Here is a 16,605-nt window from a genome sequence, read left to right as displayed (position 1 = left end):
ATGGCAGACAGGCGAGAAAGGAAGCCCAAGGGCCCAGTCCCAGCTGATTATGAAGCAAACTCAAACCGGAAAACGGCGTCATCGTAATGCCACCACCACCCCGGAAATGCGCCGCTTTATCCAGGAGTCGGAACTCAATGTCAGCCAACTGGCACGGTTACTGAATATCAGTGAAGCAACCGTTCGCAAGTGGCGTAAACGCGAGTCGACCCAGGATCAATCCCACACCCCGCATCATCTGAATACCACTCTGAGCGATATTCAGGAGTATGTGGTTGTCGGGCTGCGCTGGCAGCTCAAGATGCCGCTGGACAGGCTGTTGCAAGTCACCCAGGAGTTTATCAATCCCCATGTTTCGCGCTCCGGGCTGGCCCGCTGTCTGAAACGCCACGGCGCATCCCGGCTCGACAATATCGATGCCGCGCACTCGCTACCGCCGAAACACTTCAATAAGCTGCCGGTCTACAGCGGCAGCAAAATGCAAACCTACACCCTCAACAGCCAAACGCTCGCCGATGCGTTGATGCTGCCCAGTACCGATGAACACACTGTGGTTCAGGTCGAAGCCATGAGTATTCCCATTGGCCAACAGACCCATTCGGTACTCATAGGGATGGATCCCGTCAGCGGCTGGGTCTATGTCGACATCTATCAGGATAACGACACCCACGCCGCCGACCGCTACATAGCCTACGTCCTCAAGCGAGCCCCGTTTGCCCTGCGCCGCTTGCTGGTACGCAACTATCATATTTTCCAGTCCAGGTTTCCCGCTGCCGCCAAGGCAGGGCGCAAACCCAGGCCGCAACTTGCAGCCACCAATGGAGACGCTCAATGAGCCAAGAACAAGCCTCTCAGATAGACAAACGCCTCAACAAAAGGCTGAAAGACACGCCGATTGCCATAGTCGGCATGGCGAGCCTGTTTGCCGGCAGCCGTTATCTGAACCAGTTTTGGGATCTGATCTGCGACAAGATAGATGCCATCACCCAAGTGCCCGCCGACCGCTGGCAAGTGGCAGACTATTTTGACCCCGACAAGAAAGCCGCCGACAAGAGTTACTGCAAGCGCGGCGGCTTTATCCCGGAAGTGGATTTCAACCCCATGGAGTTTGGTCTGCCGCCCAATATCCTCGAACTGACCGACACCTCGCAGCTGCTGTCGCTGGTGGTAGCCAAAGAGGTGTTGGAAGATGCAGGTATCCATGAAGACTCGGACTATGATCGCGACCGCATCGGCATCACCTTGGGGATTGGCGGTGGCCAGAAGATCAGCCAAAGCCTCAATGCCAGGCTGCAATACCCTGTGCTGAAAAAGGTGTTCCGCGAGAGTGGCGTCAGTGAGCAGGACAGCGAAATGCTGATCCGCAAGTTCCAGGACCAATATATACACTGGGAGGAAAACTCCTTCCCTGGGTCGCTCGGCAATGTTATCGCCGGTCGGATTGCCAACCGTTTCGATCTCGGCGGCATGAACTGTGTGGTCGACGCCGCCTGTGCCGGCTCTCTGGCGGCAATGCGGATGGCGCTCACCGAGCTGACTGAAGGCCGCAGCGATATGATGCTCACCGGAGGCGTCTGCACCGACAACTCCGCCTATATGTACATGAGCTTCTCCAAGACCCCGGCCTTTACCAGCGATGAGCAGATAAAGCCGTTCGACGCCGACTCCCGCGGCATGATGATAGGCGAAGGCATAGGCATGGTGGCGCTGAAACGCCTGGATGATGCCGAGCGCGACGGTGACCGCATTTATGCGGTGATCAAAGGGGTTGGCGCCTCCAGCGACGGCAAGTTCAAGAGCATTTACGCGCCGCGCCCCGAAGGCCAGGCTAAAGCACTGCAGCGGGCCTACGATGATGCCGGGTTCCCGCCCCATACTCTGGGCCTGATGGAAGCCCACGGCACAGGTACTGCCGCCGGTGATGTGGCCGAATTCAGCGGCCTCAACGCCGTAATGAGCCAGGATAATCCTGAGCTGCAGCATATTGCGCTGGGTTCAATCAAGTCCCAGGTGGGCCATACCAAGTCGACCGCCGGCACCGCCGGTGTGATCAAGGCGGCATTGGCGCTGCATCACAAGGTGTTGCCACCCACCATCAATGTGAAGCAGCCCAACCCCAAGATGGCAGTGGAGCAATCGCCCTTCTATCTCAACACCCAAACCCGCCCCTGGATGCCAAGAACCGACGGTACACCGAGGCGCGCCGCCGTCAGCTCCTTTGGCTTTGGTGGCACTAACTTCCACCTGGTATTGGAAGAGCACAGCCCCGAATTACCCAAGCAACCCGCTCGCCTGAGACGCACGCCTTTGCCACTGCTGTTCTGCGCTCCGGACAAACCGGCGCTGGAGCAAGAGATAAGCGCTCTGCTCAAGACGCTGAACTCAGATGCCCATGGCGACCTTGAAACCCTGTGCGCGCCCTATCGCCTCGGCAGCCAGACACAGGTACAAGGCCCCAGGCTGGGACTGCTTGCCTGCGACACCATAGAGCTGCAGCAAAAACTGCAACAGGCCTTGAACAAGCTGCAAAGCACGGTGGAAGAACAGCCGCAAACCCGTTGGCAACAGCAGGGAGTCGAGTACCGCAGCGCACCTTTGACTGAGGCCAAGACCGCCGCCCTGTTTGCCGGTCAAGGCAGTCAGTATCTACAGATGGGCTCTGGGCTAACCCAGCTCTATCCCGAGCTTCGCGCCGAATTTGCCGCCGCCGACCGAGAGTTTTCCCGCCAGGGCGTAGCCGATAAGTACGGCATGGGCCCCTTGTCGGCGCGGGTGTTCCCGATAGCCAAATTCACGCCCCAGGCCAACAAAGAGGATGAACTGGCACTGGCCAATACCCGCTTTGCCCAAAGCGCCATCGGCGCCCTCGGCATGGGACAGTTCACTCTGCTTTGTCAGGCCGGATTCCAAGCGGATATGCTGGCCGGTCACAGCTTTGGTGAGCTGTCGGCGCTGCGCGCCGCTGGTGCCTTGAGCCGTGAGAGCTATTACGCGCTAGCCTTCGCCCGTGGCGATGCCATGGCCAGCGTCCCCGAAGATAAAGACCCGGGCGCCATGAGCGCCGTTATTCTGCCCTCGGCCGCTGAGCGCAATACTCTCGAGCAACTGCTGCAGACTGAACCCGAGGTGCAAATAGCCAATATCAACAGCCCGGTTCAGCTTGTGATTGCCGGCGCGAGTGAAGCGGTGACCCGGCTCAACCTCAAGCTGAACGAGGCAGGTTTGCGCGCCATAGCGCTGCCGGTATCCGGTGCCTTCCACACTCCGCTGGTGGCCCATGCGCAGCAACCCTTTGCCGAGGCGATTGCCCACCAGGGCTTGAGCGATGCGAAAACGCCTCTGTATGTCAATGCCACAGGTGACAAGCTGGCACAGGATGCCGAAAGCCTCAGAGCCAACCTGGAGCAGCATATGCTCAAGCAGGTGCGCTTCAGTGAGCAGATAGAGAGCATGTACCGGGACGGCGCCAGAATATTTGTCGAGTTTGGCCCGAAAAACACCCTGGCCAGGTTGGCACAAGCCACCTTGGGCGATCGCGCCGCCGAATGCCTGTTCCTGTCGCTGGACAACCCAAGCTGTATCGATTCACTGGCCGCCGACACTGAGCTGAAGCAAGCCCTGCTCAGCCTGGCATTGGCGGGCCTGCCTCTGACAGATCCCGATGCCTATCGCGCCGTACAAACCCAGGCCAAACACAAGGCCTCACCGATGACTATCAAGCTCGGTGCCAGTAACTATATCAGCCCGGCGACCGCCCAGAAGATGGCGGCCTCACTCAAAGAGGGCCGGGTCAGTCAACAGACAAAAATAGTCGAGAAAGTCGTGGAAAAAATAGTCGAGATCCCAGTAGCGGTCGCAAGCCAGAACCCGAGTCAACCGAGCCAAGCTACAGCGCCACAAGCTGCAAACGGCCTCCCAGCAAACAGCGGCAGCGGATTACAGCAGTTTTTCAGCGCCCAGCAACAGTTGGCCGAGCTGCATCAGCAGTTTCTGAATATCCCACTGCAATATGGCAACAGTGTGCAGCAACTGCTCGCAGAGCAAGTAAAACTGGCGACGGCCGGCAAAGCGATTCCTGACAGCCTCAACCAGACCCTGGCCATGTTCCACCAGCACCAGGCCGAGACATTGAAGATCCACAACGACTTTATTCAGTCGCAAAATCTCGGCGCCCAGCAGTTGTTGCAACAACTTCAGGGCGGTGCTGTGTTGCCCAATGCTGTGTTGCCCAATATAGAGCAAACCCAAGCAGTACCAGTGTCTGTGTCTGTGCCAGTGCCCGCCCAGGCTGCAGCGCCTGTAACTCACGCCGCAGCGCCAGTCAAAGCAGCAAGCACGCCACAGCAACCAAACCAAGTGCTACAGAGCCGGCCTCAAGCTCCAATCCCTGTCCCAACCATAGCCGTAACCACAGCCAAGCCAAGCACAGGTGTCGAAGAGCTGATGTTACAAGTCGTGGCCGATAAGACAGGCTACCCCACGGAAATGCTGGAGCTGGGGATGGATATGGAGGCCGATCTCGGTATCGACTCCATCAAGCGGGTGGAAATTCTCGGCACAGTGCAAGATCAATTGCCCAACTTGCCACAATTGGATGCCGCCACTCTAAGTGAATGTCGTACCCTGGGGCAGATAGTCGATTATCTGCAGCAAAGCACCGGAGTGAACGCCAGTGTTCAGCCACTCCTGGCTCAATCAAACGCAGCTCAATCAAACACTGCTCATGCAAATCAGAATGATGTCACGGCACTGATGCTGCAGGTAGTGGCCGACAAAACCGGCTACCCCACAGAGATGCTCGAGCTGGGGATGGATATGGAGGCCGATCTCGGTATCGATTCCATCAAGCGGGTGGAAATTCTCGGCACAGTGCAAGATCAACTGCCTGAGCTGCCGCCGCTGGATGCCGCAACTCTAAGTGAATGCCGCACCCTGGGGCAGATTGTCGACTATCTGCAGCAAAACGCCAGTGTGAACGCCAGTGTTCAGCCACTCCTGACTCAATCAAACGCAGCTCAATCAAACACTGCTCATGCAAATCAGAATGATGTCACGGCGCTGATGCTGCAGGTAGTGGCCGACAAGACCGGCTACCCCACAGAGATGCTCGAGCTGGGGATGGATATGGAGGCCGATCTCGGTATCGATTCCATCAAGCGGGTGGAAATTCTCGGCACAGTGCAGGATGCCTTGCCTGAGCTGCCGCCACTGGATGCCGCCACCCTAAGCGAATGCCGCACCCTGGGGCAGATAGTCGATTATCTGCAGCAAAGCGCCGGAGTGAACGCCAGTGTGCAGCCTGAGGTAATTCAGCCGAGCCCTGCCCAGTCAAGTACAGTCAAGTCAAACACTGCTCATGCAGATCAAAGCGATGTCACGGCACTGATGCTGCAGGTGGTGGCCGACAAGACCGGCTACCCGGCAGAGATGCTGGAACTGGGGATGGATATGGAAGCCGACCTCGGTATCGATTCCATCAAGCGGGTGGAAATTCTCGGCACAGTGCAGGATGCCTTGCCTGAGCTGCCACAATTGGACGCCGCCACTCTAAGCGAATGCCGCACCCTAGGGCAGATTGTCGACTATCTGCAGCAAAGCGCCGGTGTGAACGCCAGTGTGCAGCCTGAGCCAGTATCAAATAAGAGTGATGTCACGGCAATCATGCTACAGGTAGTGGCCGACAAGACCGGCTACCCGGCAGAGATGCTGGAACTGGGGATGGATATGGAGGCCGACCTCGGTATCGATTCCATCAAGCGGGTGGAGATCTTGGGCACAGTGCAGGACAAATTGCCTGAGCTGCCGCCGCTGGACGCCGCAAGCTTAAGCGAATGCCGCACCTTGGGGCAGATAATAGATTGTTTTGCCGGCTCAAGCGCTGAGCATGCAGCCGAGCCGCTAACCCAAACCTATGAGACGCCAAACACTCAGCCGAGTGTGGCCTTGCCGCCCCATTCGGGAGTCAACCTAAAAAAGCTGCCGGCGGCAGATAGATTCTCAGGCGCAAGCGCCGAGGCTCTGTTTGCCGCGAACAGCTGTGCGCTGCTGCTTGATGACGGCCACAATGCCGGTGTCCTGGCCAAGAAACTGACAGACAGTGGCATCAGTGTCACTCTGGTGCGCCCGGCGGCAACCGATTCGCAATCGGCGCTGGATAGCAAGCTGCCAATCCTGACTCTGGCCAGCAATGATGATGCCGGAGTCAAGGCGCTCATCGCCGGGCTCAAACAGCAAGTGGCCATCTATATCCATCTGCAGCCACAACTGCCGCGGGAACAACTCGAGGAGTTGATGCCGCTCAACATCACGGCCAAGACTCAGGTACAACTGAGCTTCCTGTTCGCCAAGCATTTGAGCCCAACCTGGCAAGCGCCGACAAAAGGCCGCCGCGCCTTTATCACTGTGGCGCGCATGGATGGTCAGCTGGGTTTCAGCGGTCAGCCCTGTGAATTGAATCAGAGTGCCCTGTTTGGCTTAACCAAGACCCTGGCGCAGGAATGGCCTCAGGTGCATTGCCGCGCGTTGGATCTTGCTCCTGAGCTTGATGCCTCGGCGCTGGCCTCGCAAGTCATGGATGCGCTCTACAGCCCGAGCCAGGATCCGTTGGAATGGGGCAAAAGCGCCGCCGGCAGAGTGACCCTGGTAGCGACTTCGGCCGATGACCAGATTGCTGCCGATACAGGCATGGCGCCATGCAGGCTCGATAGTTCAGATAAAATACTGGTGACCGGGGGCGCAAAAGGCGTCACCCTGGACTGTGCCCTGGCGCTGGCCCGCCAAAGTGGTAGTCACTTTATTCTCGCCGGTCGCAGCAAGGCCTTGGCATTGGAAGCATTCCCCGATTGGGCCAAGGGGCTTGAGAGCGGTCAGCTAAAAGCAGCCGCAATCACCGCGCTAATGGCCAAGGGGCAAAAGCCCTCGCCCAAGGAAGTGGAAGCCCTGATAAAACCTCTTGTCAACGCGCTTGAGATTCACGCAGCGCTCAAGCGCTTTGAGGCCATAGGTGCCAGCGCCGAATACCTGAGTCTGGATGTCAGTAACCCGGATGCGGTCGCGTCCACACTGGCGCCCATTCAGGCATTGGCGCCTATCAGCGGGCTGATTCACGGCGCCGGGGTGTTGGCCGATAAACACATCGCCGACAAAACCCTCGCCGAACTCGAATTGGTTACAGGCACCAAGGTTGGCGGCCTCTTCGCCTTGCTCAGAGCCTTGGCGCCAAACAAAAAGGCCGCCGAGCACTTAAAACTGTTGGCGCTGTTTTCCTCCGCCGCCGGTTTCTACGGCAACACAGGCCAGAGCGACTACGCCATGGCCAATGAAATTCTCAATAAAACCGCTCATCGGCTGCATCATGAGTTGCCGACCACCCGAGTGATCAGTTTCAACTGGGGCCCCTGGGATGGCGGCATGGTCAACGCGGCGCTGAAGCAGATATTTGAGTCCCGCGGCGTCTATGTGATCCCAAGAGAAGCCGGTGCCAAGCTGTTTGCCGAGGCGATTCTGGCCCGCTCAGAGCCGCAGCTATTGATAGGCTCCAGCATGCAAGGCCCGGGTGGCAAACAAGGCCTGAACCACATAGATGTGCCAGAGGCCCAAGCCGGCCCTCAAACCCTGAGTCGCAGCATCAAGCGCCAGGAGCTGGCGCTGCTGGAAGATCACTGCATAGGTGGCAATCCGGTATGGCCGACTGTCTGCGCGCTCCAGTGGATGCTGCAAAGTGCCCAGAGCCTCTTTGGCGGCGATTGGCGCGCCGTGGACTATAAGCTGCTCAAAGGCGTGGTATTTGACAGTGATGAAAAGCGATTGCAGCTCAGCCTGACGCTGGGAACCGACGGCGAGCTGCAGGCGAGCATCAGCTGTGATGAGCGGCCTCAGTACCAGGCGACCTTACTGCCGTTAATACAGCAGCCGTTAATACAGCAGCCGTTAATCCAGCAGCCGTTAATGCCGCAGCAAGCCAGTCAGCCACTGGCGCATGTTTCTATGACTGAGATAGGCGAAGGTGAACTCCAAGTGCGTCAAGGCAGTGAGTTTTATCACAGCGGCGCCCTGTTCCATGGCCCGCAGCTGCAGGCCATTACTGAGGTGCTGCAGTTTGACGACCAAGGGCTTAGCTGCCGATACCAGCTACCGGATGCCGCATCGAGCGAAGATCGCGCCCTGATCCAGCAAGACGCACTGCTGCAGGCCATGTTGATCTGGGCCCGGCTCAAATACGATGCCGCCAGCCTGCCCTCCTCACTGGCGGCGCTCTGGCAAAACGCCCTGCTGCCTGAAAATGACATCGGCCTTATTCGCCTGCAGGTGACCAAGCACTCCAGCCGTCAGCTCAGCGCCGATCTGGCCCTGTTCAACGCCGAGGGCCAGCTGCAAACCGGGCTGGAAAATGCCAAGGTCACCATTAGCAAGGGGCTCAATGCCGCCTTTGAACCGGCCAAGGCCGCCACAGGTAATAGAGAAAGGCCTTGAGCAAAGCGATAGGCCCTATGCCTCACATTGGAGTAAAGCCAGCTGAGTCCGCGGCCGAAAAGCCGCTGCGGCTGGCACTGTGCCTGGTCGAAGAGGAGCAAAGCCTGGCCCCCAAGCTTCGGGCTGCCTTGCGCACTATCGCGTTTGATAGTAATCAGGTTCCCGACTGGCCTTGGCTGGTGGCCGAAGTCAAGGCCGGGGCAAGCCTGAGCCTGGTGCAGCCATCAAAGCAGCGGCTATTGCTGCTAAGCGCAGTCGATGCGGCGCAAGCAAGACTGCATCCCCAAGCCTTGCTGCAGGCCTTAAGCCATGGCGCTCACAAGCCGCAGCAGCTTCTTAAGCAGGCCTGGCAGCAGGCAAAACGCCCGGAGGTGGAGGAAAGGGACACTCTGTTTCTGGAGCAACCGTTGCAGCTTGAGCAGTTATGCCTGCAACTGGAGGCATTTGCCAAGCGGCGCCAGGTACAGAAAATGGCGGGGTTGCCTTTTCAAGGCAAGTCTCTGGCGCTGGTCTTCAGCTCCCCTGCTATGGCGCTGATCCTCAGCCAAGGCACAGCCTTGAGCGGCTCTTGTGATAAAACAGCCCTGAGCAGCTCTTGTGTGAGCGGCTTGGCTTTTGGAAAAGAATCAACCTCTGGCCTTTGCTCCCAAGGAGCACCCTGGCTTTTGCCACTGACCTTGATTGCCAATCCAAAGACTCTGCTCAGTGAGGCGCAAACTGCGCTGCAGCAGGCCAAAAGTCGCCTGAGCCAATCGATGAGCGCAGATGCTCTGGCGCGCTGGCTGACGGATGAACTGAAAACCCTGGAGCAGAGCTTTTCAGGCACAGCGCCCGAGGGCGGCGAATACTATTCGCTGGCGCTTATTGGCAGAGATGCCGCCGAGCTTATTGCCGAGAGCGAATTGCTCCTGGGTCAGCTTCGGAAAATAACGTCTTTGGCCGAAGTGCCAGAGCTTGAGCTTATTACGCCAAATGGCAGCGTTTTTTGCGCCCAGCCGCTGGGCCCTGCTCGCCTCTGCTTTGTCTACCCGGGTGTCGGCACGGCTTACCATGGCATGCTCGGCGCCTTAAAGCAGGCCTTCCCCAAGAGTTATGCCGATTTTGAGGCCGCAGCAACAGCCGAAAATGTCGCCCTATGCACCCTGCTGCCAACAGCCTTGAGCGATATTTCTTATACATCAGCCTTGAGCGATGCTTCCAAAGAAACAACCTTGAGCGATAAAGAAGAGGCCACACCCAGTCCGGCGCCAACAATGACACTCGCCGAGCAGGCCGTTGCCGGGGTCGGCGCCAGTGTGCTGCTGACGCAGATACTGCGGCGTGAGTTCAAGCTCCGCCCGGCCTTTGCCATCGGCTACTCCATGGGCGAAGCGGCCATGTTTGCCGCCAATGGCGTCTGGGACAAGCCTTTTGCTTTGGTTAAACCTACGCTGGAAAGCCGGATTTTCTCAGAGCAGATCTCGGGCGCGCTCACAGCCGTGCGTCAGGAGTGGCAACTCGATGCCAGAGATGCCATCTGCTGGAACAGTTTTCTGCTGCGCATTGATGCCGACAGCATCACACCATTATTGCAAAACCCGGCTTACTCGCGGGTCTACCTCGCCATACGTCAGGGGCCTAGCTGCGTGCTGGCCGGGGATGAGGCTCAGTGCCGGGCACTGATAAAGTCCCTTGGCAAACGCGGCGTTGCCGCCAACCGGGTCACCGCCATGCACACACCGGCGGCCCTGCGTGTAAAGCCCGAATTGACCGCCTTTTATGACAGGCCACTCTCGGGCGAGCTTGAACAGCCGCAGCCCGTCTATATCAGCGCCGGCAGCGAGCAGCCGCTCAAACCTGCCAGGCTTGAGCGCAAGCCGATAGCCGAGACCATAGCGACTTGTTTCAGTCAGCCACTCAATGTGGAGTCGCTGCTGCAACGGGCCCGAAAACATGGCGCGCAACTGTTTCTGGAAGTCGGCGCCGACAGCCAAACCAGCAGCATTATTCAGGCGATGGCCGGAAAACAGCTCTCCAGCGATATCAAGGCCTTTGGTTGCGATCGCAAACATAGCGGCGCCGCCGACAACAAAGCATTACTCAAGGCCCTGGCTCGACTCATCAGCCACAGGGTCCCACTGGCCACAGCGGCACTGTATCCACAGCTTGCCCGGCCCGATAACTTAGTGACGTGAGAAAGTGAGAACAGAGTGACAAGTAAACAAGCCGAGCCCATCGCCATAGTTGGCATGGCCGCCCGCTTCCCGGGCTGTGAGGATCTGGACGCCTTCTGGCAACTGCTCAGCGAAGGCCGGGATGCCATCAGCTCCCTGAATGACAGCCAATTGGGCGCCAGTGTCAGCGATTATCAAGGCGCAAAAGGCCAGAGCGACCGTTTCTATTGTGATAAGGGCGGTTATATTCGCCAGCTAAACTTCTCGCCCGAGGGCTATGCCAGATCAGCGGATGAAATGGCAACGGGTGCCCAAACCTGGGATCAGCACCTGTTGTGGGCACTCGATTGCGCCCGCAAGGCCCTTCAAAGCGCCGGGCTAACCCCAGCGCAAAACGCTTCCGACTTGGCGCGCTGCGGCGCCGTGATGGGCACGCTTTCGTTCCCGACCCGAGCTTCCAACAAGGCCTTTTTGCCGCTGTATCATCACAGTGTCGATACGGCGCTGCGGCGGCGTTTCCCCGGCATGCCGCCATTGGCGTCAGCCATAGATACGGGAACGGCGGCAGATGCAAGCATTCGCCATTGGGATACGGATATCGCTGCCCAGGGCTCTGAACTGCTGTGCGATTGCCTGGGCCTTGGCGGCCCCAGCCTGAGCCTGGATGCCGCCTGCGCCAGCTCAGTCTATGCATTGCGCCTGGCCTGCGACTATCTCAGCAACCACAGCGCCGATGTGATGTTGGCCGGTGCCGTCAGCGGCGCCGATCCCTTCTTTATCCATATGGGCTTTTCCATTTTCCAGGCCTTCCCCGAGTCGGGCCAAAGCGCCCCGCTGGATAACAGTTCCGGCGGCCTGTTTGCCGGTGAAGGCTGCGGCGTATTGGTGCTCAAGCGCCTGAGCGATGCCCAAAGGGATGGCGATACCATTCACGGCATAGTCAGAGGCACAGGGCTTTCCAACGATGGTCGCGGCCAGTTTGTCTTAAGCCCCGCCAGCAAGGGCCAGGTACTGGCGTTTGAACGGGCCGCCGAGGCGGCAAATATCGCGCCATCCCAGGTGGAGGTGATTGAATGCCACGCCACGGGCACGCCTCTGGGTGACAAGGTGGAACTCAGTTCCATGGAACAGTTTTTCGGCCCACGTCTGGAAGGCAGTGCCGCGCCTAAAATTGGCTCGGTCAAGTCCAACCTCAGCCACTTGCTGACTGCTGCCGGTATGGCAGGCATCATCAAGTTGCTGCTGTCGATGAAACACAAGCTGTTACCTGCCTCGGTGAGAATATCGGCGCCGCTGAGCTCGCCCAACGGCTTGTTTGGCGAGCACAATATAGTGCGCAGCGCCATCCCCTGGCCGACCAAAGCGGGCAATCCCGGCCCGGTTGCCGGGGTGTCTGTGTTCGGATTCGGAGGCTGTAACGCCCACTTGCTGCTCACAGGGCCCGATGCTGCCAAAGAGTTTATTCCAGCCAAACCTTCGCCGGAAGCGGCTGAACACAAGGACACTGAGGGCCTGGCGATTGAGGGCGCCGCCGCGCATTTCGGCGCCGCCGACTCGCTCGAGACGCTTGCCAAACTGATAGCCAAAGGGCAAACGGCCACCAGAGCCCTGCCACCCAAACGCTGGAAAGGCCTGGAGCGCAACCGCTCTTTGCTCTCCAGCATGGGGCTTGAACAGGCTCCCAATGGCGGCTACATAGACGAGTTTGAACTGGATTTCCTCAAATTCCGCCTGCCGCCCCATCCGGGAGATAGACTGGTGGCGCAGCAATTACTGCTGCTCAAGGTGGCCGATGATGCGATTCGCGATGCCCATCTGCCCATGGGTGGCCGGGTGGCTGTATTGGTCGCCATGGAAACCGAGCTTGAGCTGCATCAGTTTCGCGGCCGGGTTAACCTGCACAGCCAGATTAGCCAGAGCCTTAACGATGCCGGCATCAACCTAAGCCAGGATGAGTATCTCGAACTCGAGCGTTTGGCGATGGACAGCGTTTTGCCCAGCGCCAGCCTCAATCAATACACCAGCTACATAGGCAACATCATGGCCTCCCGGGTCGCCGCCCAATGGGATTTCAACGGCCCGGCTTTCAGTATTTCGGCCGCCGAGCTGTCGGTTCCCCGGGCGTTGGAAGTGGCCGCCAATCTCTGCCGCACCGAGGCGTTGGACGCCGTGGTGGTGGCCGCGGTGGATCTCGCCGGCAGCGCCGAGCGGGTATTGCACTCGGGCAAGCGTCTGCAGCAGCTTGGACTGTTACCGGGTGAAGGCGCCGGTGCCTTGGTGCTGACGCCGTCAGTTGCGCATCAAAGCGGCCGCTACGGCGCCTTGACAGAGCTGAGCTTCAAGCCGTTTTCATCGGTGGAATTAACAGCTACTGAGACTCTCTCTACGGCAGACTCAAGAGAGCAAACATTTTGCCTGGACGCACAGCCTGAAGTAGATGAGCACAGCCCCAGCTTCAAGGCTTTTCGTCGTCTCGCGGCCACCAGCCACAGCGCCGTCTCGCGTATGGGGCACAGCTTTGCCGCCGCCGGGATGGCCAGTTTGCTGCACTCGCTGCTGCGCCTGACCCAGGATAGGGATAAAGATTCCCACACCCTGCTGATAGATGGCGAGCGCCGCTGCGCCGCGGTTAATTTGCAACAGTCGGCGGAGCAAAAGGCGCGCCTGCAACAGGCGCTGAGCACGCAGAATAAAAAGAACAGTCAAGAGAGCAGTCAAGAGTCCAGTGAAAAGCCCAGTCAAAAGATAGCCGGCGCCAATATCCGCCAGCTGTGGCAAACCATCACCCTTGGCGGTGACGCCATAGAGCAGCATATCGCCACCGCCGAGCTTAAACACGAGACCGGCATTCGCCAAAAGCTTGCCCAGGCAAAGAACACTCAAGCCCAGGCAGCGCCTGCAATGCACACCAGCAGCCAACAAGTTAACAGTGAACTGACTAAGGAGCTCACTCAGGTGAACAATCAGCATGCCCCATCAGCTCTCAGACAATCCATGCCCGGCGATAAAATTGCGGCCGCTCCCCATAAAGCCGCTACCGACGCGCACCTGCAGGCACTGGCAGATAATCAACGGCTGGCACGTGAAGCGCACCTGACCTTTCTCAAGAGCCGTGAAACCGGACTGGCACTGGCCAGTGCCCTCTTGGGCGCCGGGACTGCGGCCGAAAACCGCTTAAGCGCTGAAAATATCGGTTCAGAAGACAAGCGCTCGACAGACCTGAGCTCCGCCTCAGTACCACCTTTACCAGCGCGCACGCCCAAGGACTCGGTTCAAACGGCTGCAGAAGCTGTTGCCAAAACCATTCCCCCCAAAGCGACATCCCAAGTGCCCAAGGACAAACCCTGCATCTGGAATTATCAGGATCTGGTGCAATACGCCGAGGGCGACATAGCGCCGGTATTCGGCCCTGAGTATGCCGTGATCGACAGCTACCGCCGCCGGGTGCGACTGCCCACCACAGATTATCTGCTGGTCTCAAGGGTGACTAAACTCAATGCCCGTCTTGGCGAATACAAGCCGAGCACCATGACCACAGAGTATGATATTCCCATGGACGCCCCCTATCTGGTCGATGGCCAGATCCCCTGGGCTGTGGCCGTGGAGTCGGGCCAGTGTGACTTGATGCTGATAAGCTATCTCGGCATAGATCTGGAGAACAAGGGCGAGCGGGTCTACCGTTTGCTCGACTGTACCCTCACCTTCCTCGGCGATCTGCCCCGTGGCGGTGATACCCTGAGATACGACATCTCCATCAATCACTTCGCCCGCAACGGCGATACCCTGCTGTTTTTCTTCTCCTACGAGTGTTTTGTCGGCGAACGTCTGATCCTCAAAATGGACAACGGCTGCGCCGGTTTCTTCACCGATGCCGAGCTGGCCGATGGCAAAGGAGTCATCCGCACCGAAGAGGAGATCAAGGCCCGCAACCTGGCGATGGCGAACAAGCGCCAATTCCAGCCCTTGATCCACTGTAAACAACAGATATTTGATTACCAGCGAATGAGGCAACTGCTGAGCGGCGATATCGGCGCCTGCTTTGGCCCATCTCATGACTTGGGTTACCGCCAAGCCTCGCTGTGTTTTGCCTCGGAAAAGTTCCTGATGATCGAAGAGGTCAGCAGAGTCGAACCAAGCGGCGGCGCCTGGGGCCTGGGTCTGGTTGAAGGGCACAAGCAACTGGAGCCGGATCACTGGTATTTCCCCTGTCATTTCAAGGGCGATCAGGTGATGGCCGGCTCCTTGATGGCCGAGGGTTGCGGTCAGTTGCTGCAGTTCTATATGCTCTATCTTGGCCTGCACAAACACACCCGCAATGGCCGTTTCCAACCACTGGAAAGTGCGCCGCAGAAGGTACGTTGCCGCGGACAGGTACAGCCGCAATCCAATCGTCTCACCTATCGGATGGAAGTCACCGAAATAGGACTGACACCCAGCCCCTGGGCCAAGGCCAATATTGAGATCTTGCTCGACGGCAAGGTGGTGGTGGACTTCCAGAATCTTGGCGTCATGCTCAAGGAAGATGAAGACTGCCACAAGTACGCCGATGACAGTGCTGTGAGTGACCAGGAGTACAGCGGAAAGCCGCAACACCCTGCCGCCTCGGCAAGTGATACTAACGAGGCACTGAACGCCGGACGCCAGGCGTCCATCAATGCCCCCTTGATGAGCCATGAAAGCTGCCCGGACTCTCAGCCCATTCACGGCGTGCTCCCGGTCAGGCATGTTCCGGCGCCGGTAACGCCGGACTACCCGAATCGCACGCCCGATACTGCGCCCTTTACCCCCTGGCATATGTTTGAATTTGCCACCGGCGATATTGAGAACTGCTTCGGCCCCGACTTTGCCGCCTACCGCGGGCTTATCCCACCGCGCACCCCCTGCGGCGATCTGCAGCTCACCACCAGGGTGACGCAGGTGATTGGCAAGCGCGGCGACTTCAAGTCTCCGGCCTCCTGTATCGGCGAATATGAAGTGCCACCCAAGGCTTGGTACTTCAGTGAAAACAGCCACCCGGCGCATATGCCCTACTCGATTTTGATGGAGATAGCGCTGCAGCCCAATGGTTTTATTTCCGGCTATATGGGCACCACCTTGGGCTATGGCGACACAGAGCTTTTCTTCCGTAACCTCGACGGTAAAGGCACACTGCTGCGCCGGCTTGACCTGCGTGGCAAGACCATCAGCAACGACTCGCGTCTGCTGAGCACTGTCAAGGCGGGCACCAACATCATCCAGAGCTTCAGCTTTGTGCTCAGCGCCGATGGTGAACCCTTCTATGAAGGCGAGGCAGTATTTGGTTACTTCAAGGCCGAGGCGCTGAAAAACCAGTTAGGACTGGATAACGGTAAGGTGACCGAGCCCTGGGATAAACAGCAAGGGCTTGAGGCCGATGTGAGCTATGATCTTCGCGCCGCCGATTGCGCTCTCTATCATGGCTCTTGGGATCAAAAACACCTGCGCCTGCCGGGCGGTAGACTCAACTTTGTCGATTCTGTCCGCATCTGCCGCCAAGGCGGCCATTCCGGCTTGGGCTACATCTATGGCGAGCGCAAAATCGATGCCGCTGACTGGTTCTTCCGCTTCCATTTCCATCAGGACCCTGTGATGCCGGGCTCGCTCGGAGTGGAAGCCATGCTGGAACTCCTGAGTGCCTTTGCCCTGGACGCCGGGCTTGGGAGCCAATTCAGTAACCCAAGATTCGCCCATTGCCTGAGTCAGGTACAGTGGAAATACCGCGGTCAGATCAATCCCCTGAACCGGCAGATGTCGCTGGAGCTGCATATCACAGCCATAGAGGATACGCCGGACAGAGTCACACTGACAGCCGATGCCTGGCTCGCCAAAGATGGCCTGCGAATTTATGAAATAAAAAATCTGGCTCTGGCCATTGAAGAAGCCTGAGCCCTCAGGCAAAGACAACCGAACAGATAATGAGAGCAACAAAATGACAAGCTTCAATTGGCCCTGGGCCCTGAAC

4 protein-coding genes are annotated in these 16,605 nt (G+C 58.4%); all 4 read left to right on the top strand.

Annotated features, from left to right (window positions below):
- The first annotated feature begins 106 nt into the window (after positions 1-106).
- From HCX89_RS04320 to HCX89_RS04305, 4 genes are read left to right on the top strand one after another with little or no spacing between them, the layout of a single operon-like run.
- The gene (locus HCX89_RS04320) at positions 107-835 is read left to right on the top strand and encodes a transcriptional regulator (protein WP_254428358.1); all 729 of its coding nucleotides are present in this window, start codon (positions 107-109) and stop codon (positions 833-835) included.
- Positions 832-8,472, top strand: a complete 7,641-nt coding sequence (locus HCX89_RS04315) for a type I polyketide synthase (protein ID WP_167715209.1) — start codon at positions 832-834, stop codon at positions 8,470-8,472. The genes HCX89_RS04320 and HCX89_RS04315 overlap by 4 nt, the downstream gene beginning before the upstream one ends.
- Complete coding sequence (locus tag HCX89_RS04310; protein ID WP_167715207.1) at positions 8,469-10,646, top strand: PfaB family protein; 2,178 nt, start codon at positions 8,469-8,471, stop codon at positions 10,644-10,646. The genes HCX89_RS04315 and HCX89_RS04310 overlap by 4 nt, the downstream gene beginning before the upstream one ends.
- Before the next feature lie 15 nt (positions 10,647-10,661).
- Positions 10,662-16,529 carry a beta-ketoacyl synthase N-terminal-like domain-containing protein gene (locus HCX89_RS04305; RefSeq protein WP_368039289.1) on the top strand — a complete coding sequence of 1,956 codons (5,868 nt, stop codon included), beginning with the start codon at positions 10,662-10,664 and terminating at the stop codon, positions 16,527-16,529.
- The last annotated feature ends 76 nt before the right edge of the window (positions 16,530-16,605 follow it).

Source organism: Shewanella sp. Iso12 (assembly GCF_012030025.1).
GTDB classification, from domain to species: domain Bacteria; phylum Pseudomonadota; class Gammaproteobacteria; order Enterobacterales; family Shewanellaceae; genus Shewanella; species Shewanella algae.
The sequence above is the reverse complement of the archived record's forward strand: the minus strand, read 5'-3'. Positions and strand labels throughout refer to the sequence as shown.